27 protein-coding genes and 1 tRNA gene are annotated in these 23641 nt (G+C 65.8%); 16 read left to right on the forward strand and 12 right to left on the reverse strand.

Going from position 1 to position 23641, the window contains the following annotated elements:
• Nucleotides 1–13 precede the first annotated feature (13 nt).
• From rph to TL10_RS01520, 3 genes are all read left to right on the forward strand, one after another.
• On the forward strand, nucleotides 14–796 hold the full coding sequence (gene rph / locus TL10_RS01510; protein WP_043394550.1) for a ribonuclease PH: 783 nt from the start codon (nucleotides 14–16) through the stop codon (nucleotides 794–796).
• Nucleotides 789–1394 carry an RdgB/HAM1 family non-canonical purine NTP pyrophosphatase gene (gene rdgB, locus TL10_RS01515; protein ID WP_043984217.1) on the forward strand — a complete coding sequence of 202 codons (606 nt, stop codon included), beginning with the start codon at nucleotides 789–791 and terminating at the stop codon, nucleotides 1392–1394. Before rph ends, rdgB begins: the two co-directional genes overlap by 8 nt.
• Nucleotides 1395–1552: 158 nt before the next feature.
• Nucleotides 1553–2464: an endonuclease domain-containing protein gene (locus TL10_RS01520; RefSeq protein ID WP_234711342.1), complete on the forward strand. Its 912-nt coding sequence runs from the start codon at nucleotides 1553–1555 to the stop codon at nucleotides 2462–2464.
• 61 nt (nucleotides 2465–2525) lie between these two features.
• On the opposite strand, the gene TL10_RS01525 is transcribed toward TL10_RS01520, so the two are convergent.
• The gene (locus tag TL10_RS01525; protein ID WP_043984218.1) at nucleotides 2526–3140 is read right to left on the reverse strand and encodes a TetR/AcrR family transcriptional regulator; all 615 of its coding nucleotides are present in this window, start codon (nucleotides 3138–3140) and stop codon (nucleotides 2526–2528) included.
• 55 nt (nucleotides 3141–3195) lie between these two features.
• Between TL10_RS01525 and TL10_RS01530 the strand changes: the two genes are divergently transcribed.
• The gene (locus TL10_RS01530) at nucleotides 3196–4089 is read left to right on the forward strand and encodes a haloalkane dehalogenase (RefSeq protein ID WP_043984221.1); all 894 of its coding nucleotides are present in this window, start codon (nucleotides 3196–3198) and stop codon (nucleotides 4087–4089) included.
• 6 nt (nucleotides 4090–4095) lie between these two features.
• Here the strand turns inward: TL10_RS01530 and TL10_RS01535 are convergent, their stop codons facing one another.
• Genes TL10_RS01535 through TL10_RS01545 form a run of 3 tightly spaced genes read right to left on the reverse strand, consistent with a single transcriptional unit; the run spans nucleotide 4096 to nucleotide 5627 of the window.
• Complete coding sequence (locus TL10_RS01535) at nucleotides 4096–4434, reverse strand: DUF3817 domain-containing protein (protein ID WP_043394541.1); 339 nt, start codon at nucleotides 4432–4434, stop codon at nucleotides 4096–4098.
• Nucleotides 4431–4802, reverse strand: a complete 372-nt coding sequence (locus TL10_RS01540) for a hypothetical protein (protein ID WP_043394539.1) — start codon at nucleotides 4800–4802, stop codon at nucleotides 4431–4433. Before TL10_RS01540 ends, TL10_RS01535 begins: the two co-directional genes overlap by 4 nt.
• Before the next feature lie 48 nt (nucleotides 4803–4850).
• On the reverse strand, nucleotides 4851–5627 hold the full coding sequence (locus tag TL10_RS01545) for a hypothetical protein (protein ID WP_234711343.1): 777 nt from the start codon (nucleotides 5625–5627) through the stop codon (nucleotides 4851–4853).
• An 87-nt stretch (nucleotides 5628–5714) separates the two neighbouring features.
• On the opposite strand from TL10_RS01545, the gene TL10_RS01550 reads away from it, so the two are divergent.
• Nucleotides 5715–5798: transfer RNA gene (locus tag TL10_RS01550), tRNA-Leu, on the forward strand.
• Nucleotides 5799–6122: 324 nt separating this feature from the next.
• On the opposite strand, the gene TL10_RS01555 is transcribed toward TL10_RS01550, so the two are convergent.
• Entirely contained in the window at nucleotides 6123–7670 is a 1548-nt protein-coding gene (locus TL10_RS01555) for an IS1182 family transposase (protein WP_043984225.1), read from the reverse strand.
• A 246-nt stretch (nucleotides 7671–7916) separates the two neighbouring features.
• On the reverse strand, nucleotides 7917–8048 hold the full coding sequence (locus tag TL10_RS31905; RefSeq protein WP_260973477.1) for a hypothetical protein: 132 nt from the start codon (nucleotides 8046–8048) through the stop codon (nucleotides 7917–7919).
• A gap of 197 nt (nucleotides 8049–8245) precedes the next feature.
• Between TL10_RS31905 and TL10_RS01560 the strand changes: the two genes are divergently transcribed.
• Nucleotides 8246–9334: a fatty acid desaturase family protein gene (locus TL10_RS01560; RefSeq protein WP_043984229.1), complete on the forward strand. Its 1089-nt coding sequence runs from the start codon at nucleotides 8246–8248 to the stop codon at nucleotides 9332–9334.
• 21 nt (nucleotides 9335–9355) lie between these two features.
• Here the strand turns inward: TL10_RS01560 and TL10_RS31120 are convergent, their stop codons facing one another.
• Nucleotides 9356–9529: a hypothetical protein gene (locus TL10_RS31120; RefSeq protein WP_157850338.1), complete on the reverse strand. Its 174-nt coding sequence runs from the start codon at nucleotides 9527–9529 to the stop codon at nucleotides 9356–9358.
• A gap of 476 nt (nucleotides 9530–10005) precedes the next feature.
• Here TL10_RS31120 and TL10_RS01565 point away from each other — a divergent pair, with 476 nt between their 5' ends.
• From TL10_RS01565 to TL10_RS01575, 3 genes are read left to right on the forward strand one after another with little or no spacing between them, the layout of a single operon-like run.
• Entirely contained in the window at nucleotides 10006–11193 is a 1188-nt protein-coding gene (locus tag TL10_RS01565) for a glycosyltransferase (RefSeq protein ID WP_043984230.1), read from the forward strand.
• Entirely contained in the window at nucleotides 11181–12203 is a 1023-nt protein-coding gene (locus TL10_RS01570; protein ID WP_043984233.1) for a hypothetical protein, read from the forward strand. Before TL10_RS01565 ends, TL10_RS01570 begins: the two co-directional genes overlap by 13 nt.
• Nucleotides 12200–13678: a glycoside hydrolase family 130 protein gene (locus tag TL10_RS01575; protein WP_043984235.1), complete on the forward strand. Its 1479-nt coding sequence runs from the start codon at nucleotides 12200–12202 to the stop codon at nucleotides 13676–13678. Before TL10_RS01570 ends, TL10_RS01575 begins: the two co-directional genes overlap by 4 nt.
• Before the next feature lie 3 nt (nucleotides 13679–13681).
• On the opposite strand, the gene TL10_RS01580 is transcribed toward TL10_RS01575, so the two are convergent.
• Nucleotides 13682–14554, reverse strand: coding sequence for an NYN domain-containing protein (locus tag TL10_RS01580; RefSeq protein ID WP_043984237.1), 873 nt, complete (start codon nucleotides 14552–14554; stop codon nucleotides 13682–13684).
• A gap of 87 nt (nucleotides 14555–14641) precedes the next feature.
• Between TL10_RS01580 and TL10_RS01585 the strand changes: the two genes are divergently transcribed.
• The 3 genes from TL10_RS01585 (at nucleotide 14642) to TL10_RS01595 (ending at nucleotide 17032) form a co-directional block, all read left to right on the forward strand.
• The gene (locus TL10_RS01585) at nucleotides 14642–15517 is read left to right on the forward strand and encodes a formylglycine-generating enzyme family protein (RefSeq protein WP_043984239.1); all 876 of its coding nucleotides are present in this window, start codon (nucleotides 14642–14644) and stop codon (nucleotides 15515–15517) included.
• A 256-nt stretch (nucleotides 15518–15773) separates the two neighbouring features.
• Entirely contained in the window at nucleotides 15774–16436 is a 663-nt protein-coding gene (locus TL10_RS01590; RefSeq protein ID WP_043984240.1) for a DsbA family protein, read from the forward strand.
• Between the two features lie 395 nt (nucleotides 16437–16831).
• On the forward strand, nucleotides 16832–17032 hold the full coding sequence (locus tag TL10_RS01595; protein ID WP_043394524.1) for a hypothetical protein: 201 nt from the start codon (nucleotides 16832–16834) through the stop codon (nucleotides 17030–17032).
• 47 nt (nucleotides 17033–17079) lie between these two features.
• Here TL10_RS01595 and TL10_RS01600 read toward each other — a convergent pair whose 3' ends face one another.
• Complete coding sequence (locus TL10_RS01600) at nucleotides 17080–17670, reverse strand: TIGR03086 family metal-binding protein (RefSeq protein WP_082067800.1); 591 nt, start codon at nucleotides 17668–17670, stop codon at nucleotides 17080–17082.
• Nucleotides 17671–17797: 127 nt separating this feature from the next.
• Between TL10_RS01600 and TL10_RS01605 the strand changes: the two genes are divergently transcribed.
• Nucleotides 17798–19216 carry an SDR family NAD(P)-dependent oxidoreductase gene (locus TL10_RS01605; protein ID WP_043984244.1) on the forward strand — a complete coding sequence of 473 codons (1419 nt, stop codon included), beginning with the start codon at nucleotides 17798–17800 and terminating at the stop codon, nucleotides 19214–19216.
• A 25-nt stretch (nucleotides 19217–19241) separates the two neighbouring features.
• Here TL10_RS01605 and TL10_RS01610 read toward each other — a convergent pair whose 3' ends face one another.
• Nucleotides 19242–20531, reverse strand: a complete 1290-nt coding sequence (locus tag TL10_RS01610) for a DUF2786 domain-containing protein (protein ID WP_043984246.1) — start codon at nucleotides 20529–20531, stop codon at nucleotides 19242–19244.
• A gap of 211 nt (nucleotides 20532–20742) precedes the next feature.
• Between TL10_RS01610 and TL10_RS01615 the strand changes: the two genes are divergently transcribed.
• Nucleotides 20743–21141, forward strand: a complete 399-nt coding sequence (locus TL10_RS01615) for a DUF4267 domain-containing protein (protein WP_043984248.1) — start codon at nucleotides 20743–20745, stop codon at nucleotides 21139–21141.
• An 18-nt stretch (nucleotides 21142–21159) separates the two neighbouring features.
• On the opposite strand, the gene TL10_RS01620 is transcribed toward TL10_RS01615, so the two are convergent.
• Nucleotides 21160–22059: a hypothetical protein gene (locus TL10_RS01620; protein ID WP_043984251.1), complete on the reverse strand. Its 900-nt coding sequence runs from the start codon at nucleotides 22057–22059 to the stop codon at nucleotides 21160–21162.
• 8 nt (nucleotides 22060–22067) lie between these two features.
• Nucleotides 22068–22403, reverse strand: a complete 336-nt coding sequence (locus TL10_RS01625; RefSeq protein WP_043984254.1) for a hypothetical protein — start codon at nucleotides 22401–22403, stop codon at nucleotides 22068–22070.
• A gap of 262 nt (nucleotides 22404–22665) precedes the next feature.
• On the opposite strand from TL10_RS01625, the gene TL10_RS01630 reads away from it, so the two are divergent.
• Together TL10_RS01630 and TL10_RS01635 are read left to right on the forward strand one after the other, a co-directional pair.
• Complete coding sequence (locus TL10_RS01630) at nucleotides 22666–22980, forward strand: hypothetical protein (protein ID WP_043984255.1); 315 nt, start codon at nucleotides 22666–22668, stop codon at nucleotides 22978–22980.
• Nucleotides 22980–23285: a hypothetical protein gene (locus TL10_RS01635; RefSeq protein WP_043984256.1), complete on the forward strand. Its 306-nt coding sequence runs from the start codon at nucleotides 22980–22982 to the stop codon at nucleotides 23283–23285. Before TL10_RS01630 ends, TL10_RS01635 begins: the two co-directional genes overlap by 1 nt.
• Nucleotides 23286–23641 lie beyond the last annotated feature (356 nt).

The following is a 23641-nucleotide window of genomic DNA, read 5'->3' on the forward strand; positions in this document are numbered from 1 at the left end:
CTAGGGTTGTCGGGTGTCCAGACGAGAAGACGGTCGCCTTGACGACGAGCTCCGCCCGGTAAAGATCACCCGAGGATTCACCAAGCACCCGGCAGGGTCGGTCTTGGTGGAGTTCGGCGAGACGCGGGTCATGTGCACCGCCTCGGTGTCCGAAGGGGTGCCACGCTGGCGCAAGGGCTCCGGGTTGGGCTGGCTGACCGCCGAATACGCGATGCTGCCGGCCGCCACGCATGACCGCTCCGACCGCGAGTCGGTGAAGGGCCGCGTCGGTGGACGGACCCAGGAGATCAGCCGGTTGATCGGCCGCTCGCTGCGCGCGTGCATCGACCTCAGCGCCCTCGGCGAGAACACCATCGCCATCGACTGCGACGTGCTGCAGGCCGACGGCGGTACCCGCACCGCGGCGATCACTGGCGCGTACGTCGCGCTGTCCGACGCCGTCACCTACCTGGCCGCGGCCGGGCGCTTGAAGGATCCGCGCCCGCTGTCGTGTGCGATCGCCGCCGTGTCGGTCGGTGTGGTCGACGGCCGGGTCCGCACGGACCTGCCCTACACCGAGGACTCGCGCGCCGAGGTCGACATGAACGTCGTCGCCACGGATACCGGGACTCTCGTCGAGGTGCAGGGCACCGGCGAGGGTGCGACGTTCCCGCGGTCGACGCTGGACAAGCTTTTGGACGCGGCTTTGGCCGCGTGCGACCAGTTGTTCGCGCTGCAGCGTGAGGCGCTGGAGCTGCCGTACCCGGGCGTGCTGCCGGAGTCGTCCGGCCCGGCCAAGAAGGCATTTGGTGCCTGACCTACTCGTTGCTTCCCGCAATGCGAAGAAGCTTGTCGAGTTGCAGCGCGTTCTCGATGCCGCGGGTGTCGTCGGTCTGAGGTTGTTGTCGTTGTCTGATGTGCCCGAGTATCCCGAGGCGCCCGAGACCGGGGCGACGTTCGAAGAGAATGCCTTGGCCAAGGCTCGTGATGGCTTTGCGGCCACCGGAATCGCTTGCATCGCAGATGATTCCGGGGTTTCCGTCGATGCGTTGAACGGCATGCCCGGGGTGCTGTCGGCCCGGTGGGCCGGGCGGCACGGGGACGATGCGGCGAACCTTTCGCTGCTTCTCGGCCAGATTCAGGATGTACCGGATTCGCGCCGCGGCGCGGCGTTCGTGTCGTGCTGCGCGCTGGTTTCGGCTGCGGGTTCTGTTGTAGTTCGCGGTGAGTGGCCCGGCGCTATCGCGCGGGAGCCGCGGGGTTCGGGCGGGTTCGGGTACGACCCCGTGTTCGTCCCTGCCGGTGGTTCGGTGTCCGCGGCGGAGCTGACTGCTGCCGAGAAGGATGCCGCATCCCATCGCGGACGGGCGTTGGCGCAGTTGGTGCCGGCGCTGCGGGAGTTGGCTGGTTCCTGAGAGCGGCCGGCGCACTGCCGTCGTCCAACGCAATTGCAGGGCGATTTTCAGGCTGTTTTTCCGCCACACAGTTGCGTTGGGGAACCATCCGCGGGTTATCCACAGGCTGCGCCCGCCGATGCTGGCGAGATTCGCGATCCGCTGGGCACACTGCCGTGGTGGGGGAGCCATTTATCGGGAGCGAAGCCCTATCTGCGGGCCGCCTGACTCGTCATCAGTTGCGGACGAACTTTGTGGCTGTGCACAAGGACGTTTACGTGCCGAGAGGTACGAGGCCGACCGCGATCATGCGAGCAAAGGCGGTGTGGCTGCGATCCAAACGCCGGGGAGTGCTCGCGGGTTTCTCGGCGGCCGCGTTGCATGGGGCCAGGTTCATCGGGCCCGAAGTACCCGCCTACATCTGTGACCGCTACTGCCGCAGTGAGCGCGGTGTCGTGTTGTGGCGAGACATCCCACCCGACGACGAGGTGTGCTGCATCGGCGAGATGCGGCTGACGACTCCAGTACGCACCGCGGTTGATTTGGCCCGAAGACTTCCGGAGGATGCTGCCGTCGCTGCCATTGATGCGTTGGCTCGCGCAGCACGACTGACGGTGGCTGATATTGAGACGGCAGCGGAGCGTCAGTGTGGACAGCGGGGGATTCGCCAGGCGCGGAAGACGATTGCACTAGTTGACCCGAAAGCCGAGTCGCCCAGGGAAACGGCGTTGCGGCTGTTGATCATTCGGGCCGGGCTTCCGAAGCCGGAGAGTCAGTACCCGATCTACAACGAATATGGAGCGCTGATCGGGGTTGTCGATTTCGCATGGCCGGAGTTGAAGATCGCAATCGAGTACGAGGGTGTGCACCACACCGATCCGGATGCAGTTCGTCGAGACATCGCGAGGATCGAGTGCATGGTTGAGGTGGGTTGGCTCGTCATTCGGGTGACTGCGCGCGACCCGGCTGGCGTCGTACTGCATCGGCTCATCAACGGTCGTGCTTCGCGGGGTGCGGTTGACGATATTGCCTGGCGATTCCCACGGGACGAGGCGGAGAGACTGTGGCCCACTGAGATGCGGGCGTCGTAGCGATGGCTCCGGGCTTTCCGACCGCAACCGCAAGGCGGTTTTCAGGCCGAATTACCGCCGCCTAGTTGCGTTCGGCGGAAGCTGGATTGGTCAGGTAGCCGTCGATGAAAGCGTGCAGTGCAGGTGCCAGGTGCGCGACGCCGGAATCGTTGAGCTTGGCCAGCAGGATGATGCCCTGATACTGCGCGAGTAGCGCATGGGCGAGCTGCTCGGGATCGGTGCCCGGCCGCAGGGTTCCGTCAGCCAGGGCTTCTTGGCACACGAGTGCCATGTGGTGCTGCATCGCAGCCAGGGTGTGTGCGAGATGGGCGCGGAGATCGTCGTCGGTGGTGGACAGTTCGGCGGCGAAGTTGCCGAAGGGGCAGCCCACCGCCCGGCCGAATTGCGCTTCGAGCGAGGACTGGATGACGCCGATGGCGTCGGGGACGGCGTGCAGCTTTTCGGCGGGCGTCGCGGTGGGTGAGCCGGTCAGTTGACGCTGAAAGGCCTTGGCGTGTAAGTCGATAACGGCTTTGCCGAGTTCCGATTTCGACGGAAAGTAGTGGTAGAAGCTGCCCTTCTTGATGTCGGTCGCGCGGCAGAGTTCATCGACGCCGACGGCCTGGTAGCTGCGTTCGAGGAAGAGGCGGGCGGCGGTCGCCACCAGGCGTTCGCGGGCATCTGAACTTCGGGGCACCTGACAATCGTAATTAGTAGTTGACCGGTCGGTCAACTATGGCTAGCTTGACGACATGACCGCCACCACCACTGAGATTTTCCGCACCCCGGACGAACGCTTCGTGAATCTGCCGGGTTATGACTTCGCGCCGAACTACGTCGACATCGACGGGCTGCGGCTGCACTACCTCGACGAGGGACCGCGCGACGGCAAGCCCATCGTCTGTTTCCACGGCGAGCCGACGTGGGCGTTCCTGTACCGCAAGATGATCGGCGCCTTCGTCGACGCCGGGCACCGCGTGATCGTGCCGGACTATGCAGGCTTCGGCCGCTCGGACAAGCCGACCGACCGGCGCTGGTACAGCTACGACCGGCACGTCGACTTGGTGACCCGGCTGCTGGGCGGTCTGGATCTGCACGACGCCACCGCCATCGTGCAGGACTGGGGCGGGCCGATCGGCTTGCGGTGGGCAACGGAGAACGCGGATCAGGTTGGGGCGCTGGCGATCTTCAACACGGGGCTGTTCACCGGCCGGGTATCGAAGGGCTTCATGGCCTGGCGCGCCTTCGCGGAGGCCAATCCGGACCTGCCCGTCGGTTTCGTGATTCAGGGTGCGACGACGACGGAGCTGTCACCCGAGATCGTCGCGGCGTACGACGCGCCGTTCCCCACGGCGGAGTCCAAGGCCGGCGCCGCGCAGTTCCCGCTGCTGGTGCCGATCACCGAAGACGCCGCGGGTGCGACGGAGATGCGCGCGGTCACCGACGCACTGTCGCGCTGGGAGAAGCCCGCGCTGGTGGCGTTCTCTGATCAGGACCCGGTGTTCCCGTATCCGCGCGCGGGCGAGGCGTTCGTCGACCTGATCCCGACCGTGGCCGAGCAAGTGCGGATCGAAGGTGCGTCGCACTTCCTGCAGGAGGATCGGGGCGAGCAGCTGGCCGCCGAGGTCCTCAAGCACCTCGGCTGAGACCGGTCAGAGGTCGAAGCGCTTCTTGACGTCCTCGGTGCGGAAGTGCTCGACGATGATGCCGAGCAGCGGGACCGTGCCGGCGAACAGCGTGCCGATGGTCTGCCCGAGGGGCCAGCGGACCTTGACCGCCAGGTTGAACGTGCAGAGCAGGTAGGCGAAGTACACCCAGCCGTGGACGATGCCGATCCAGTTCAGGCTGGCGTCGTTGAAGATGTAGTGCGCGACCAACTCGTAGCAGAGGGCAATGAGCCAGATACCGGTCGCCCAGGCCATCACGCGGTAGGCGATCAGGGCCTTGCGGATGGTGTCTTTCGACAGGGTGGTCGGCTGCGACTCGGTCATGTGGTGGTCCTGTCCTGTTTGTCGTTCTCGGCCAGTTCGGCGAGGTAGGCGTTGTACTCGTTGAGGGTCGGGTCCGCGGTGTCTTTGGCCGCCTTGGGGCGCTCGGGGAGCAGACCCTCGGGGATCTCGGTGGGCCCATCGGTCGACGGCGCGACGGGGCCCTCGTCTTCGTAGCGGACGAACTTGTAGTAGCCGTAGAAGCAGAATGCGCCGAACATCGGCCACTGCAGCGCGTAGCCCAGGTTCTGGAAGGTGCCGGCGCTGGACTGGAACCGCGACCACTGCCACCAGGCCAGGGCCATGCAGCCCAGGGCAGCGACGGTCACCAGCACGATGAGCGCCGGCCTCCTACGCCGTGTAGTGGACATAAAGCAACGGTACCGCGCGTGACGTGCGGTTTGCGATTCGCGGCCGGGCTACGACGCCGGACGTTGGACACACGGCCACGGCACCAGTCTGGACTTCGGGCCGATGAATTCGTCGAGACGAGCGGTGTCTGCTTTGCGGTAGATCGACAGTTGCTTCCTCGACGACCGCCGCCAGTGGATGCCGAGTTGGTCGAGCGCGCCCGTGAACAGGTTGACGATGTCCTCGGACAGGTTGGTGAAGTGGTAGCGGACGCTCATGACGCCGCGGTCGTTGGCGACGACGCGGCAGCCACCGCTGTGGATGAGACCGACGATGAATTCCTCGGTCGCCTGGTCGACGAGGTCACGTTGCCATTCGTCGAGCGCAATACGACGATCGTGCTTCCTGCCTGGGCCGTGCTGCGGGAAGAAGCAGGGCCAGTGCTTTGAGTACAAGTACACCTCGACGCAGCCCTTCTTCTGGACTGTCGCAGCGTGTTGGCCGGGCATCACGGCATCGATTGCCTCGCGGCAGCGCGTGATGATCGTGGGGTACTTCTCGTCGAGAGCGATCCGAAGTCTCCATACCTTTCTCGTACGGGATATACATCCATCACCGAGATAGAGACCCAACAGATATGCGTACGGCGCGGCGGGCAGCAAGGTGAATTCGTGCACGACCCCGCACGGCGACGAACGATCGTGTTTGACCAGGGTCGTTGGTGGTCGTACTCGCCAATCACGGACGGTTGAGCGCGGGACGCCAGTCTCGCGCGAGATCGCGCAGTCGTTCATGCCGGTCGCGATGAGGGATTGAACGTGATCGAACTCGTCGAGATTGCGCACGGAGCCTCCGTCAATCGTTGTCATCAACATATGACGGTGGTCCGACAAGTTCTGGGCGGCGCTGTACCGCTATCCTCATAGGGTCGCGCGGGCGTGGCGCAATCGGTTGACGCGCGGGTTTTAGGTGCCCGTGTTCGAAAGAACGTGTGGGTTCGAGTCCCACCGCCCGCACTCAGTGGGTGAATCGAGTCATGGGGTTACCGATGACTCGATTCATCGGTGACAGGCGATCGTGGCGTCCTGGCCGGGGTCGGCCTGCCTCAGCCCGCGGCCGGTTCGACGGCCCGGCCACGCTGATATCGACAAGGTGCCGCCAGCGCTATGGCAGCACTGGGCTAGGAGTCTGCTGAATAAGGCGGGTTTGGGGTGGAGTGTCTCAAGGGCGCTCGGTGGCGCGTGTGTGTTGCGAGTCAGACCTGAGGGTCGACAATTCGAGGGTGACGCCGCCGTATTGAGCGTGACATCTGGTGACGCGGGTGGCAATGCCCGGTCTTGTTAGGCGATGGCCCAGGTGGTGCCCGTGTGGGTCAATCCGAGGGTGATCAGCCGTCGGAGGTTGAGTGCGGCTGATCGGTGGTGTAGCCAGTGGTCGTTTTTGGTGGTGCCGCGGTAGCGGACTTTTCGGTTGCCTCGGGTCAGCCAGGCGATGGAACGTTCGACCATCGGTCGATGCTGTCGATACTCGTTGAGCCACTCCGGATTTCGTGATCGGACGCGCGCGGCGCGTTGCAGGGCGTCGTGCGGGCCGACATGCAGCGCTTTACCTGCCGCGGCGGTGGTGCAGCGGGCCCGCAGCACGCAGCCGGTGCAGGCGGTCTTGAAGGTGGCCCAGCCGGCCTTGCTGATCGGCCGGCTCACCCCGGCCGGGCACACCGCGATGCCGCTGCGGTGATCAACCTTGAAGTCATCGATGGTGAACCCGCCGGCGATGGCGGGACGTACCGGCGCGGACTTGACCCGATCGAGGTGGCCACGGTCGGCCAGTTCGGCACGCAATTCGCCGGTGCCATACGCCGAATCGGCGAGCACCGTCACCGGGGTGGATTCGCCGTCGAGCAGCGCTACCGCGACGGTGGCTTCGTGGTTGTCCGGGCCGTTAGCCCCGGTCAGGGCGCAGTCGGTGATGATCCCGGTATCGGGTTCGATCGCGATGTGGGCTTTGTAGCCGTCTTGGCGGCGGTGCACCGTCTTGTGAACGTGGCGGGCTTGGGGGTCGACGGTCGAGATAATCCGGTCGGGGGCGACTTTCTGGGCGATGCGCCACCGCCCGTCGGTGCCGTCCGAGCCCGGGGCCGGTTCGACGTCCTGGCCGGCGACCAACGCCAACAAGGCGACCGCTTCGGCGCCCCGCGGCCCGAGCTCTTGCTCGGGTAGGTGCCCCAACAGCCGGTGCGCATCACCGACAAGGCTGTCCACCAACGCTTCTCGGGCCCGCTGATCGTTCCAGGCGATGGCCGGTTTACCCGGATCGGCGTAGTCATGAGCGGTGCAATGAGCGGTGATCACCTCCGCCGCGCCGGGCACCTCACGGCCGACCCGGCGGATCGCGGCGATCAACTGCGTCACGGTGTCCTGGGTGGCCACCGCATCATCGAGAACTGTGGAATCCAGGGCGCGCCGCGTTTTGCCCGCCAGCACCCCGGTCGCGGTGACCACCTCTATGACCGCTTCGAAGATCCGATCCGGGCGATCGGAGGCGGCCAACCGGCGCCGCCAATAGGTCAACGTGGTGGAGTGAAACGCTGCCGCCGTGATCGGCAACCCGCACGCCGCTTTCCACCGCAGATCGAAGGTCACCGCGTCCACCGTCTCGTTATCGGACAGACCGTGCAAGGCCTGCAACGTGATCACCGAAGCCATCACCTCAGCCGGCACGCTTGGACGCCCGCGTCGTGACGGGAACAGATCGGTGAACATTCCCTCCGGGAACAACTCACGGCGATGGGCTGCCAGGAACGCAAACATGCTGTCCGGCTTGAGTAGATGCCCCGCCACCGACTCAGCATCCAACAACTCACGCTGATCATCAGATCGACCCTGCACCCACCAATTATCGGCGAAATCCCAGGTCAACCACCGCCCGCCACGCGGGATTAATTCAGCAGACTCCTAGCGGAATGTGGTCCGAACCGCCGGACGTTCACCTGCGATAGGGCATCGAAATGGATTGGAAGGCAGAGAAATTCGCACAGACAGCCAGACGCGGACGCGGTGAAACTGCCGCGTCCGGCGTCCAGGCTGTCAGTGACGCACTACGAAAAGCGTTGGCCTGCTTTGTTGTTCCCTGTGTCAGCGCTTCTTGGAGTGCAGCACGCCTTCGACCGGCGCCGGGTCCGTCTTGGCGCGCTTTTCCGCGCGTTTCTCTTTGAGCGACTTGCCGGGCTTCTTGGACATACTCTGGCGCGGAGATTTGTCAGACATGACTGGCCCCTTTGTTCGGGGGCCTGGATGGTCCCTATCTTCCGACCATACGCGCACCGCAGACAGGCAGGCAATGCAGTAGTCAAGGCTACTGACGGCCCATGTGGCGCCGTTGCGTGCTGGGGCATAGGCTGGTGGTGACACACACCCTAGGTGGCCAAGACCCGCTGCCGCGCGTAGACGGACCGGGAATTCCTTTGTCTATCAATGATATTGCCGCGTACGCGCGGCTGACCCCAGCGGACGTCGAGGCGTTCGGGGCTGAACTGGACACCATTCGCGCCGACGTCGAGGACTCCCTCGGTGCGAAAGATGCGGCCTATATCCGTCGCGTCATCACATTCCAGCGGATTCTGGACATCGTGGCGCGGCTCCAGATCGCCCGGAGTCGGTCCAGGGTCGGTTGGGCGGTGGGCTCGGCGGCGTTGGCGTACGCGAAAATCGTTGAGAATATGGAGATTGGGCACAACGTTTCGCACGGTCAATGGGACTGGATGAACGATCCGGAAATCCACTCAAGCACCTGGGAGTGGGACATGGTGGGGCCGTCGGCGCAGTGGCGGTACTCGCACAACTACCGCCACCATGTGTTCACCAATGTGGTCGGGGTGGATGACGACCTGGGATTCGGGGTACTCCGGGTGACCCGCGATCAACCCTGGAAGCCCGCATATCTGTGGCAGCCTCTGCGAAACATGTTGTTGGCCTTGGCCTTCGAATGGGGTATCGCGCGCCACGGATTTCATTCCGAAACCGAACGGGCCAGCACGGAGGACGCGAGGCAGGTGGTGAAGAAGGCGATGCTGATCAAGATCGCCCGACAGACCGCCAAGGACTACCTTGTCGTGCCCGCGCTCAGTCTGCGCCGCTGGCGCCGAACCCTGGCAGCCAACGCGACCGCCAACCTGCTGCGCAACCTGTGGTCGTACGTGGTGATCTTCTGCGGGCATTTTCCCGATGGCGTGCAGACCTTCGCCCCGGAGATCCTGCGGTCCGAGACCAGAGCGGAGTGGTATCTGCGTCAGATGCTGGGAGCCGCGGACTTCAAAGCCGGTCGGGTGCTGGCATTTTCGAGCGGAAACCTGTGCTACCAGATCGAGCATCACCTGTTTCCGGATCTGCCGAGCAATCGGTTGGCGCAGGTCAGTGTTCGGGTGCGTCAGCTGTGTGACAAGTACGACCTGCCTTACACCACCGGCTCGCTAACTCGGCAGTACTTGCAGACCGTGCGGACCATCTGTCGGCTGGCATTCCCGGATGGCGCTACGGCTGTCAGTCACGGATGAGCGCCGATGACCGGCAATGCGTCAAACGTCGAAGGCCCGTTGGATTTTGGCCCGCATCTGTCCGGTGTCGGCGGAGGCTTGATGCGCCTGTCCGTCGTCGTACGGTCCATTGTTGCCGACGCTGAAGCCGAAGTAGCTCTTGGTGGCGTCTGACGCACGTTTTGCTTTGCGGGCCATGGTTTTTGCGAGTTTCATGTTTGGTCTTTCTATTGTCAGTTCAGTGCAGCGCGTTGGTCCGCGCTGGGTTTCAGGTCCGGTTTGTCAACCGCAGCCGAATTACGTTGTCACCGTGGGTTACTCGGTGGCAACGGGCTCAGGCGCATTGGCGTAACACGTTGTATGCCTTCGGTTCTGGCATTCGGCCGCCCAGACGGGCATGTCGGCAAGTTGTCGGCCATGGTGATCCGAAGGCATCAAGGGTCACCGATACGTTGGGCTCGAACAACTGGAGTTCTGTCCACCTGTCACACTACACCCGTTTGCTGCCGTGAACTGCAACGACTGGTCAACAGGGCCGCTGCTCGCTCCGCTCGGAGGGGCTCGGGGGTGTAGCGTGGAAGAGGTTGGGAACCCAGTCAGTGCGGGCGTAGTCAGCCTTTTGCCGCTTGCATTCCCCCGAGCAGCCGCTCGCGCCGGACACGCCTCGGTGACAACCACGCGACGGGATCACCATGAAATCGCAAGCCAGTCTTCAATTTTCAGAAACATCGGTACTGAGTCACCAGAGTGCCGGCCTGCCGAGCTTCGGGATTCTGAGCACCTATCCACCGACACGATGCGGCCTGGCGACCTTCAGCGCCGCACTGAGCCGCGGGTTGGCCGTCAACGGCGCTGATGTCAGTGTGGTTCGCGTCGCAGACGGGTCATCCACCAGTGACGCTCGTGTCGTCGGGGAACTGACCAACGGATCGGCGTCGTCAGCGGCAGCGGCGGTGGATTTGCTCAGCCAGAGCGATGTCGCCGTGATCCAGCACGAGTACGGCATCTACGGCGGCCCCGACGGCGATGAAGTCGTCGACATCATCGGCGCCCTGCAGGTCCCGTCGATCGTTGTCGCACATACGATTCCGAAACATCCGACGCGGCATCAGCGGTCGGTACTCGAGGCCATTGTGACGCTCGCCGACCAGGTGGTGGTGCTGTCCGACGCCGCGAGCGCGCAATTGCGTCACGGGTTCGATGTAGAGCGGCGGAAGATCAGCACGATTCCGCACGGTGCGACCGTTCCGGTTCATGGCTACACCAAACGCGGCGGCCGGCCGACGCTGCTGACCTGGGGCCTGCTGGGGCCGGGCAAAGGGGTCGAGCGCGTCATCGATGCGATGAGCGGGCTACACCAGCTCAACAGCCGGCCGCGTTACGTGGTCGCCGGCGAGACCCATCCAAAGGTGATCGCCGCCGACGGCGAGGCCTACCGCGACGCCCGGATCGAGCAGGCACGGTGCACCGGGGTAGCCGATGCGGTGCACTTCGATGCCGGGTACCGCGACATCCCGTCGTTGATCGCGCTGATGCTGTCCGCAGCAGTGGTTGTGCTGCCGTATGACTCCACCGATCAGACCACGTCCGGCGTCTTGGTCGACACCATCGCCAGTGGCCGGCCGGTTGTCGCCACGGCCTTCCCCCATGCGGTCGAGCTGCTGTCGACCGGGGCCGGCATCGTGGTGGCGCACGACGATCCCGACGCGCTCCGCACGGCGCTGCGCACGGTACTGACCGAACCTCGGTTGGCCGGCGCGATGTCGGCAGAGGCGCGCCGGCTGGCTCCGTCGATGGCCTGGCCGATCATCGCCAGGTCGTATCAAGCTCTGGCGCAACGGATTCTGACCAAGCGACCGGAGCGGACGTGGCTGCAATAGTGCCGTCCCCGAAGTTCGACCATCTGCTCGCGTTGACTGATCGGCATGGCACCTTCGAGCATGCGTGTGGCGCCGAGCCGCGCCTGGAACACGGTTACTGCACGGACGACATGGCCAGAGTTCTGGTCGTTGCCAGTCGCGAACCTGACGCCGGGGACGCCGTGCATGCACTGGCCAGGTTGGCCGTGAAGTTCCTCAACGAGGCGCAGGCGTTCGCCGGCGGCTGCCGTAACCGGATGGACCGCCACGGTCGCTGGACCGACGACTTCGCGTTCGAGGACTGCTGGGGACGCTGCCTGTGGGGCTTGGGCACGGCCGCCGCGCACAGCGATGTCGGTCTGGTCCGCAGCCTGTCGGTGGTCCAGTTCGAGCGAGCCGCACATGGCCGGTCGGTATGGCCGCGCGCGATGGCGTTCGCGGCGCTGGGCGCCGCCGAGTTGCTCAGCGTCGATCCTGACCATGCGGCGGCGCGTCACCTCATCGATGACTACGCCGCGGGTGTGGCAGAGCCGAACGGCGACCGGGATTGGCCATGGCCTGAGGCACGGCTGTCGTACGCCAATGCGCTACTGCCCGAGGCGATGATCGCGGCCGGCGTCGCCCGGGACGACTCGGAGCTGTGCCAGCACGGCCTGGACCTGTTGGAATGGCTGATCGATGGCGAGACCGTCGACGGGCACCTGTCGGTGAGCCCGGCCGGGGGCTGGGCGGCAGGCGATCCTCGGCCCGGATTCGACCAGCAACCCATCGAGGTGGCCACGCTGGCCGATGCGTGCGCCCGCGCCTCCGATGTGGACGCCAGCGCGCTCTGGCCGAACACCGTCCGGGCAGCTGCGGCCTGGTTCCAAGGCACGAACGATGTCGGAGCGACGATGTGGAATCCGGCAACCGGCGGCGGATTCGACGGACTGCAGGCCGACGGGGTCAACCTCAACCAGGGCGCCGAGTCGACGCTCGCGGTGCTGTCCACGTTCCAGCAGGCCCGCCGCCTGGTCACGGTGTCCCAATGACCGCAGTGCGGTCGGGGCTGGTCACACGAAGCAGGCTGCGGTTGACCGCAGACCCGGCACGGGTGATCACCCGGCTGTTCGTTCCGGGGCAGGAGGGCTTCGAGGTCCAGGATTCGCGCGCCGGTGCCGTGCTGCAGCGAGTGCTGGCGCTGGACGAGGCCGACGTGCGGTCAGCGCTCGACAGCGTCGTCCGTCGATTCGACCACCGGCACCGTGATCTGGCTGGTACCTTTCGGCGCCATGCGCGCGAGCTCGCTGATCGCCTCGAGCCCGGCACCAAAATCTCCGAGACTCGAATGTTGTTGGTGGGTGCGACATTCACCAGTGAGTTCGCGATCGAGGGGGCAGCACTGTGCAATCCGAGCATCGTCGCGCACCCTGATCAGACGGGTGTGGCCGCGGGCAGTCTGCGATTTGTGCTGAGCGTCAGGGGAATCGGGGAGGGGCATCGGTCCTCGATCGGGTTTCGGACGGGCACCGTGGACCATGCGGGCTGCGTCACGATCGACGATCGAGCTCCGGTCGCCACTGTCGGCACCGTGGTGCCGACACTGCTCGACGCGGTGGTGTTTCGCAGCGAGCTGGCCCGATTGGACGACGCCGGCGAGGCCGCCGACTATGTGCTCGACGCGCTGGGCGACCAGTTCACCCGCACCGACCTCGATGAACAGGTGGACAAGCTGCTGCTCCACCGCAGCACCCGCAAGCACGCGCCGGCGACCATCGCGCTGATCCGGGATATCGCCGATCGGTCGTATGCTGTCGAATTCTCCTCAGCCACAGACATTTCCGAGCATGTGCTCTGGCCGGCAACTGGTGCCGAGGCGGCCGGCATGGAAGACGCGCGCTTCGTCCGCTTCGTCGACGACGACGGTACCGCCACCTACCACGCCACCTACACGGCGTACAGCGGATCGCAGATTCGTCAGCAGTTGTTGACGACCGACGACTTTCGCTCGTTCACGTCGATGCCGATGGTCGGCGCGGCGGCCGCGAACAAGGGCCTGGCGCTGTTTCCCCGCCGGATATCCGGACGGTTCGCAGCGATGTCCCGGTCGGACCGGGAATCGAACACCCTGGCCTACTCCGACCACCTTTCGGTGTGGAGCGATGCGTCGACCTGCCAGCGTCCGGTAGAGGCCTGGGAGACACTGCAATTGGGCAACTGCGGGGCACCCATCGAGACCGACGCGGGCTGGCTCGTGCTCACCCATGGTGTCGGTCCGATGCGGACGTACTCGATCGGCGCGGTTCTGCTCGACCTCGATGACCCGACCCGGATCATCGGTCGGTTGCCGGAGCCTCTGCTGAGCCCCGAGAGTGACGAGCAGGACGGCTACGTGCCGAACGTGGTGTATTCGTGTGGCGCCGTGGTGCACGGCGACACCCTGGTGCTGCCCTACGGTATCGGCGATGCCGCAATAGGTTTCGCCACTGTGCCGCTGCCGGAGCTACTGGCGGTGCTGCGTCTTTAGGGCCTATTGCGGGACGTGCAGCCGCACCATCCGCGTCGTCGAACTCTCGTCCAGCTCGACGACGTCGGTGCGCGAGCGCAGGAAATCGCTGAAAGACCGGAATCCCAGGGACTTTTCGCTGAACGACGGGTCCATCCGCTTCATCTGCGCCTTGACCGCCGAGTTGTGCAGCCACTCGACGTCGTCCTTCTCCAGCCCGATCTGCAGCGCGCGGGTCAGTAGAGCGGTCGCCGAGATCTGAGGATCCGGGGGTTCGGGCTCGGTGGGCTCGGTGGGTTCGGCGGTGCGGCGGGCGCGTTTCGGCGGCGCTGATTCGGCGGACGGCTCGAGTGCCGGGACGCCGGGCAGCGCGTCGTAGCTGACGAACTCGTCGCAAGCCGCCGCGAGCGCCCGGCTCGACGATCCGGCCACCCCGATACCCACCACGTACCGGCCAAGACGCTTGCAGCGCTGGGCCAGCGGAATGTAGTCCGAATCGCCGGCGGCGATGACGACGTGGGTGAGGTCGGGTAGCCGGAACATGTCTTCGACCGTGTCGACGGCCAGCCGGATGTCGGCGCCGTTCTTGCCGTACGCCGCGGCGGGGAAGAGCTGCACCAGGTCCACCGCGCGGCCGACGAGCTGCTGGCGGTAGCCGGCGTTGACGTCGGCGGACCAGTCCGCGTAGGCGCGGGTGAGCACCAACGTGCCGAAGGACGACGCGAAATCCAGCACCGCCCCGACGTCGACGGTGGCCTGGGTCAGCTTGTCCTGTTCGAGGCCCTTGGCCTTGTCTTTCTGAAACGAGTTGCGGCCGTGGACCTGGTCGTACCGCGATATCACGATGTTGTCGAAGTCGAGGTAGACCGCTACGCGGCTGGCAGCGGTATCCGTCATCTGTCTAGTGTCGTCTATCCCGGCGAGTAAAAGCTCCGAACCCCACTCGGGCGCCCTTTTTTGCGCGCCAATGCATAACCTGTCGGGGTGCTCACCGAACTGATCGCCCTCAGCGGCGGGTCGTACCGCATGGGTTCGCAGGGCTTCTACCCGGAGGAAGCGCCGGTCCACGATGTGACAGTCGCGCCGTTCTCGATCGAGCGGCATCCGGTCACCAACGGGCAGTTCGCCGAATTCGTCTCCGAGACCGGCTATGTCACCGTTGCCGAGCAACAACTCGATCCGGCAGCGTTTCCCGGTGTGCCCGCCGAAGACCTCATTCCCGGTGCGCTGGTGTTCCATCCCACCGCGGGACCGGTGGACTTACGCAACTGGCGGCAATGGTGGACCTGGGTGCCCGGCGCCTGTTGGCGGCATCCCTTCGGTCCCGAATCGTCGATCGCAGACCGGCTCGACCACCCGGTGATCCAGGTCGCCTATCCGGACGCGGCGGCGTACGCGGCGTGGGCGGGACGGCGACTACCCAGTGAAGAGCAGTGGGAGTACGCCGCCCGCGCGGGCGCGACGACGGTCTACGCCTGGGGCGACGACGTGCGGCCCGACGGGCAGCTGATGGCCAACACCTGGCAGGGCCAGTTCCCCTACCGCAACACGGGTGCGCTGGGCTGGGTGGGCACGACACCCGTTGGCACGTTCCCGCCCAACGGCTTTGGGTTGGTCGACATGATCGGCAACGTGTGGGAGTGGACCACCACCCGGTACACGCCGCGGCATCAGGACAATCCCGAGGTCTCCGGATGCTGCCCGGCGCCGTCCGGTGACCCGGCGATCATGCAAACCCTCAAGGGCGGCTCGCACCTGTGCGCGCCGGAGTACTGCCATCGGTACCGGCCGGCGGCGCGGTCGTCGCAGTCACAGGACAGCGCGACATCGCACATCGGGTTCCGCTGCATCGCCGACTGAGCTGGCGCGCGAATCGGTCGCCTCTCCGTTCGTCGCCAACCTCGCCGGAGGAAAGGCCTTGCAGTTCAACGGACTTGACGACGCAAGCTTGGGTCGGCTGAACCGGATGTCGGGGCGGTTGGGCGCGTAGGCGCTTGGGTGCTTCATCGAATCCGGTGCCCAATGACGGCGTTGCTAGCGCGACGCTGACGTCGAGCCAATTGCCAGACACGGGAAACTGGCGGACTTCTCCGGGCGGCACGGGCATGATGGACGTATGGATTGGACACGACTGACCCGATTGGTTCGCGCGTTGGGCGCTGTCGCGGCGGTGGTCGTGTCGCTGCTGTGCGGACCGATCGCCGGGACGGCGAGCGCGGCGGTCGCGGCACCGGCGGGTGACGTCATCTCCATCGGTGACCCCAACGCCCTCGGACAGGTCGATCTCTACCTGGACCCGCTGTGCCCGTACAGCGGCAAGCTGATCCAGAAAGAAGGCGACGAGCTGGGCCGTCGTATCGAGAACGGCGCAATTCGGGTGAACCTACGGCTGGTGAATTTCCTCGAAAAGTATTCGGCGAGTGGCACATACGATCGCCGGGCGATCTACGCCGCGTTCGCCGTGGCCGGCGAGTCGAAATCGAGTGACGTGGCGTGGCGCTTCGTGCAGCAGATCTTCTCGAAAGAGCACCAGCCGAAAGAGGGCGGGCCGACGGATCTGAGCAACGATCAGCTGGCTGTCTTGGCGGGGGATGCCGGCGCACCGCAGCAGGCCCAGGACCTGATCCGGGTCGGCCTGCCGGTCGGCTACGACTCCCGGGCGATCGCCGCCAACAACCTCAAGCTCCTGCACGAGTTTCCGAACCCCGGTGTGCCGCAGGTCGTGATCGACGGGCAGATCATCGACGACGACGATTGGCTGAGCCGGATTCCGGCCTGAGCGCTGGCCAGTAGCGACGATCCCACCTCGGTAGGCCGTCCCGTTCTTCGACGGGGCGGCCTCGTGCGTTGCGGCGTCAGGGAGACCGTGGCGCCGGGTAGGGGGATGTGTTCGGGCTCCCTACGTCGAGCGTGGGCCGTGGCGTGATCCGCGACGGCGTGTCGACCCAGCAAGGCGCACGTTCGACGTACGGCGTTTCTCTGCAGCTCGGGTGAACCGACAGTCTCGCGCCCGGGCCGGCCTGGGCGCGGTTCCCCCGATTGGGGGACACGGGATTCACCCGGTGCGGGGGCCGGTTGGCGGATACCAGTCGACGTCGCCGGACGGCATTCTTAGTTCAACATCGGAACACACCGGAAAGAACTTGAAAAGCCTTCCCGCACAAAGGAGTCGACATGAACCTCACCCACCGCATCGCCGCCGGATTCGCCCTCGCCGCCGCCCCGGCCGTCATCTTCCTGGGCGCCGCCACCGCGCACGCCGATGTCTCGACCAACAACACCCCGGTCGGTACCCACCACGCGTTCCCGCATCAGCAGAACGCCCCGCAGCCGGGCACCCCGGTGCATCACCACCACCAGCACAACCACCGCTGAGACTTTCTGTCACCGCTGAGGCCGCCCCTGTCATCGACGGGGCGGCCTTACGCACTGGGGCTGACAGTCCTGCCGAGGAACGCCAAGAGCTTCGTGGTGCGCGACGCATCCGCCGGCGCAAGCTGCGCCGGCCCGAACGCGCCGGGGCGTCGCAGGAGCTGCTCCGGAACCGACTGGACCAGCCCTTCGGACAGGGCGAGCAGGTCGTCGGGCAGCTCGATCGATTCGCCCAACGAGCGGTGCAGGTCCCAGCTGTGCAGCGCCAGATCAGCCACCGGGAACATCAGCGCCCGGCGCAGCGAAACCTCGCCCTGCGGGGACTTGCGTAGGGCATCGAGGTCCGCCGTGGGGAGGGCGTCGCGCAGTCGAATGCCCAACTCGCTCAGGTGCGTGGCAGGGTCGTCATACATCCAGTCCGAGGGTTTTGAAGGTCCGTCCCACAGCTCGCCGTCTTCGACCAGCACGATGACCCTGGTGGCGCTACCCGTTGTGTGCCCGACCAATTCGCGCACCGTCCACTCCTGCAGGTTCGACGGATCGTCCCAGCGCTGCGCGGGAATCTCCCGCACCGACGCGGTGAACAGGTCGAGTGCCTCGGCGGCCAACACGTCAATTCGGGGAGTCGTGTCTTCGCTCATAGACACCACCGTACGAGCGGGCACCGACAGAATCTGGCTGCCGAATCGAGGCGACGGTCGGCCGGCGCCGAACCGTCGCCGGTTCGCTAATTGGCCTGATCAGGGCCAGTCCCCGTACCCTTCCACGGTGACCGCGATCGATCCCGACGAGCTCAGCACCTGCCTGCGGGTGCTGTCCGAGGCGAGCGCGCTGCCGCCCGAGCACCCCGACGCCGTTGCTGTGCGCCTGGCCACCGCGAAGATGTTCAAGGCGTTGAAGAAGGAGCGCCGGACCGCCAAACGCGACGCGATTGCGGCCGCTGACCGCGCCGTCATCGCCGCTACAGCCACGGGTGCACCGGGACGGATCGACGATGAAACCCAGGGGCTACCGCTGGTATCCACCACGGTCGGGGCCAGTGCGGGCACCCTGCTGCGCTCGCGGGCCTGCTACATCTGCAAGAACCACCACACCGTGGTCGACGCGTTCTACCACCAGCTTTGTCCGGACTGCGCCGCCTTCAACCGGGCCAAGCGGGACGCTCGCACCGACCTGACCGGTCGTACCGCCCTCCTCACGGGTGGGCGCGCCAAGATCGGCATGTACATCGCGCTGCGGTTGTTGCGCGACGGCGCGCACACCACGATCACCACCCGGTTTCCCAATGACGCGGTACGCCGCTTCGCCGCGATGGAGGACAGTGGCGACTGGTTGCACCGGCTGCGGGTCGTGGGAATCGACCTGCGTGACCCGGCTCAGGTGGTCGCTTTGGCCGACGAGGTGGCCGCGCAGGGGCCGCTGGACATTCTCATCAACAATGCGGCACAGACGGTGCGCCGCCCGCCGGGCTCGTACGCCGCGCTGGTGGAGGCCGAGCGCACCCCGCCGCCGGAGTTGGTGGACGTCATCACCTTCGACCACGTCAGTGACGCGCATCCGCATGCCCTGGCCGGGAGCCTCGGCGAGCACCCCTCCGCGCACGCGCTGACCGAGCTGGCTCTGACCGCGCGCAGCGCGTCGCCAGAGCGGATCGCCGCCGGCCTGGCGATCGACGCGGGTGGGTTGTTGCCGGACACCGCGTCGGTCAACAGCTGGACCCAGCGGGTGCACGAGGTCGACGCGATGGAGCTCCTCGAAGTGCAGCTGTGTAACCAGACGGCGCCGTTCATTCTGGTGAGTCGGCTGCGTCCGGCTCTCGCCGCCTCGCCCGCCCGCCGCAAGTACGTGGTGAACGTGTCGGCGATGGAAGGCCAGTTCAGCCGCGGCTACAAGGGCCCCGGGCATCCGCACACCAACATGGCCAAGGCCGCGCTGAACATGCTGACCCGCACGAGCGCGGGGGAGATGCTGGAGCAGGACGGCATTCTCATGACGGCCGTCGACACCGGCTGGATCACCGATGAACGCCCGCACCCGACCAAGCTGCGGCTGGCCGAAGAAGGTTTCCACGCGCCGCTGGATCTGGTGGATGGTGCTGCGCGCGTGTATGACCCGATTGTGCGGGGCGAATTGGGCGAGGACATCTACGGGTGCTTCTTGAAGGACTACGCGAAGAGTCCTTGGTAGCGAGACCCGTCGGGCCGAGCACCGCTCACCCCGCGATCGGGCGGCGCACATCCAGCTGGGCAAGGTCGGCGGCGATACGCCCGGCTGACCATCCAGCGCCGTCGGACGCCGACATCATGCGAGGGATCGTCGATGGGAAGAGCTTGTCGGTGAGGTCATCGGTTGCCTGGCTGCGCGCTGCCAGCACCGGAAGGAGCCTGTCGAGGTCCAGTTCGGTGGCCGCCGTCGTAGAGGTGGCGGTGAGGCGTTCACCGATGCGTGCGGCGTACGAGAGGAGAAATGACTGGCGAAACGAGCGGGTACGGGCTTGCGCGCCGGTGGTCGTACGGCCCACCGCCAGCATCGCGCGGTTGGCCTGGACCAAGAGCGAAGTAGAAAGCAGCTCAACGAATTCCAGATCGCAGTCGGCACCGATGACGGCGACGAATCCGACCTTCTCCGCGCATACGATGCGACACCGGTTGGCCGTAGCCACGGCCTGTACCAATGCTGACTTGGCGATGACGTAGGGATTGTCGATCCAGATTCGTCGAGCGGTCGCCTCGGCTGCGCGACCGCGCTCGTGGTCGCGGATTGCGTGGTGCAGCGAGTATCTGCTCATCAGTTCTTGCGCCTTGGCTGACAGGGTTTCGGCTTCTTCGGGAAAGTTGGTGGCCTCAGCCTTGGCCAGCAGCGCGCGCACCCGGCTGAGCGCTTTGGCGTCGGCCGTGTTCGGCTCGACCGCGGCATGCTGGTGCTCGCCGGGCAACGGCAGCAACGGTTGGAGTTTCGGCAGGGTTCCCAGGAACCGCAGCACCTTGAGCATGACGGTCAATGCCGCGTGATGGTCGACGGCGTTCCTGTCCGCCCAGTCCCGTAGCTGCCAAGCGCCGGGCACGACTGTCGCGGGCAACGCGGCGAGTTCGGCGCGCCATCGCGGGTGCAAGGTGGAGACGGGATACTGCCGGGACTCGCGCACGACGGCCTCGGCCAAATATCCGGCTGCTGAAGTGTCGAGGCGGCGGCGGGCGAACTCGTGCAGATCGTTGGGTGACCAACCCACCCGCCACGCGACGCCGATCGCATCGGTCAGCGCCGCTTCGGCGGCAATGTCGAGATCGTTTGCCCGACTTGGGAATTCGTTCAGTAGCTCCGCTGCGTGGAAGTCCGCGTCGTGGGCGGGGCAATGCGCAGATTTGTACAGGGCAGCGGTGAGGTGGTCGAGGATGGCGGCCCGGTCGTACCCGGGATCGGTGCTCCGGTGTTCTCGTCGGGGCGATGTGCGGCGGCGGTCGTGGTGCTTGGCGGTGCGCTTCTGGCGGTTACGGCGGCTCATGCCGGGAGTCTGGCGCAACGGTCCGACAAGTAGCCGCGACTACCGCGCACACCACCGCAGTGTGGTTCAGTGCAACCGGGCCGCGTCGCCGGCGCGGCGCATGTACGCGGTGAAACGCTGGAGCTGGTGATCTTGCTGAGCGCGTGTACCGACGGACACGACCGGAGCAACGTGCCCGCACGCGGCAGCCTGTGGTCCTACGCTGCGAACCATGTCTGTTGACCGTGCTGGGTTCGTCGTGGGTTGTATCCGCCTTGCGTCGGGGGTCTCGTTCCTGGTCGACCCAGCCCGGGCCAATCGGGTGTGGGGTGACCCCGAGAAGCCGACGGGATCGACGTGGTTGCTGCTGCACTCAATGGGTTACCGCGATGCGTTGATTGGCGGGCTGCTCGCCGCGGCGGCGCTGCGTGGTCGGGACACCCGCGGTTGGTTCCTGGCCTCGGGTGGTGCCGACGCGGCAGATCTGTTGGGCGGCATGGGTGTTCATCATGAGATGAGGCCGTCGCAGAAGTACATCGGTCTCGGAGGTGCCGTCGTCGGGATCGGTGTCGGGCTGTGGGGTGCGACGCGGCGCCGGTCTCGTGGTGTGGGAGCTGCCGTCACTGCCTGACCGAGGGTTGGGCGCGCGTTATGCCGCCATCCGCGCTGAGGTGGCTGCCGCGATCTGGTTGAGGTGGCCGGTGGCGACCTGCACCGAACTCTGGTGGGGGAGCGCGTCGACGTACTCGTAGGTGATGTGCGGCAGGGTCGGCGGGTTGGTCGCGTAGAAGGCGACGGCCCGGTCGATGGCCTCGACGAGGGCGGGGCCGCCCACGATCGGGTCGGTGACGAGCGCCAGCACCTGCTGGGCGAGGCTGCCCTGGCCGGTGAGTCCGGCGATCAGTGCGATGGCCGCGTTGATGCTGATGCCGAGTTGGACCGCGGCCTTGTAGACGGCGGTGATGTCGCGGCCGGCCTGGTTGTTGGGGGTGGTGGTGTAGAGGTCGCCGGGGTTGGCGAAGTCCCACCAGGTGTCAATGCCGTTGGCGTCCTTGGGGATTTGCGCGGCGGTCAGGTTGGTGGCGGCGATGCCGCGACCGCCGGGGTCGGTGCCGCCGGGGAAGGTGTGGCCGGTCAGGCGCCACGGGTTGCCGAAGGTGTAGCCGCCGATCAGGTTGGGCCGGGCCCACTGCAGGCTGCCGGTCATGATCTCGGCCAGGACCCGGGAGGCGGCCTCGGCGCCCTGGCTGTAGCCGCCGAGGGCGAAGGTCTGCTTCGGGTAGTTGGTGATCCAGCCGATCGCGTTGGTCACCGCGATCCGGACCGACTCGGCGTAGCTGGGGGAGAGCGGTGCGCCGGGCGGGATGGGCCCGAAGGTCCAGGGCGCTTGGATCGGGACTTCGAAGACCAGGTCTGGGTCGGCGGCGTGGATGACGTCCGAGGGATAGCCGGTGCCGGGGGCGGCCCAGGTGCCGGCGAAGGTCAAGACCGCGTGGCGGACGTGGTAGACCCCGGAGATGTTGGCGGCGATATCACTGAAAGTGGTCATCGCTCAGCTCATTTCGCGGTGGTGGGGAGTCCGTTTGCTTTGCGCCACTGGATGGCGAATTCCATGAGTTCGATGAGCACGTCGCCGCTGTCGCGGGTGATGCCGTCGCTGAAGGTGTGCACCCAGGCGATCTGCTCGGCGGTGGTCACCTGCTGTTCAAAGGCGTCGAAGGTGCCCTGGTAGGTCTGGCCGTTGTGGGTGGAGTTCCACGGGCCGCGGTTGGGGTCGTCGACGATGTCGCCGATGTTGCGCGGGTGGCGGGCCAAGACCGCACGCCAGGGTTGGGGCATGCCGTTGGCCGTGACGCCGGAGATGTCGGTCTGGAGTGATTGTGCATCAGCCATGGTGGTGCCTCCTGGGTTGTGGCGCTTGTTCTCCCTGGACGTGCGGCCGTGGGCTGGAATGCCTTGTGGCGAGAGCTTTTGTGATGCGAGAGGCTGGCGGTCGGGGGTGGTCCCCAGACCGGTGTGCCGCCTCATGTCTCGTCATGGCCCGCCTTATTTGACTAGGTCGTCCAATTTCCACAGTAGGCCGGGATTGATAGGCCGTCGAACTTGTCGGTGGGCGGTGCGACGATGTGCGGCTCACTCAAATCAGGAGGAAGACATGAAGAAATTGTTGGTGGCAGCGATGACCGTCGGGGTGGCTGTGGCGTTGAGCCCGACGGCAGCGGCCGAGCTGTCGTGGACGATGCCGAACCTGGTCGGGATGGATCTGCAGGGCGCTCAGGATGCGATCCAATCGCTGACCCGTGGTGCGGTGTGGTTCAGCGGGTCGACGGATCTGACGGGCAAGGGCCGGGCGCAGATCATCGATCGCAACTGGCAGGTATGTACGTCCACGCCGGCGGCGGGGGCGACGATCACGACGAGTACCGCGGTCAGGTTCGGGGTGGTGCGGGATAAGGAGAAGTGTCCGTGATGGCGGACTCGGACTTGAGCATGTTCGTGTCGAACGCATGGCGGGCGCGCTTCGGTTGGGACACCATGACGTCGCAGCAAAAGGTGACGCTGGCTGCGTATGGCCTCGCGATGTTCCGTGAAGGATCGGACGCCGCGCGGTCATCGGTGCTCTGTGACGACATCGACAAGGTCAAGTACGAAGGCCGCCTCGTGATCTTGGACGACAGAAGTCGTTGGGAAGTCGACCCCTTCGACGTCGGCGCTGTCGACATGTGGAACTCCGGCGACAAGATCGCGATCATCCCGGCGTCATGTACAACCTGACCGATGCCGACCATGCTGATGTGTCAGAAGAGGAATGATGCATGGCAAGAGGCACGCTACGGGGAATGGTGATGAATCGACTCCCGTTCGAGCGCGGACCACTCTGTGACTTACTAACGCGCCAGCGCGCGCGAGCCTTACCTGTTCAGGCCCCGGTCCGTTGCATCGAGCTTGACGAGGGCAATATCGACGTGCGTTTCGACAACCTCGTTTAGCAGTACGGGCGGGTTGCTGCGTCATCCTGGCGTATCCGTCAATTAGGCTCGCAAACACAGTAAACTGACAGCTCCGGCAGTTCTGGGGGTCGTGAGCTGCAACGCCGTTGTCAATTCTGCTGCTGAGTAGACGATGCGCGT

The sequence above is a fragment of the Mycolicibacterium llatzerense genome (assembly GCF_000878195.1).
Taxonomy (GTDB): domain Bacteria; phylum Actinomycetota; class Actinomycetes; order Mycobacteriales; family Mycobacteriaceae; genus Mycobacterium; species Mycobacterium llatzerense.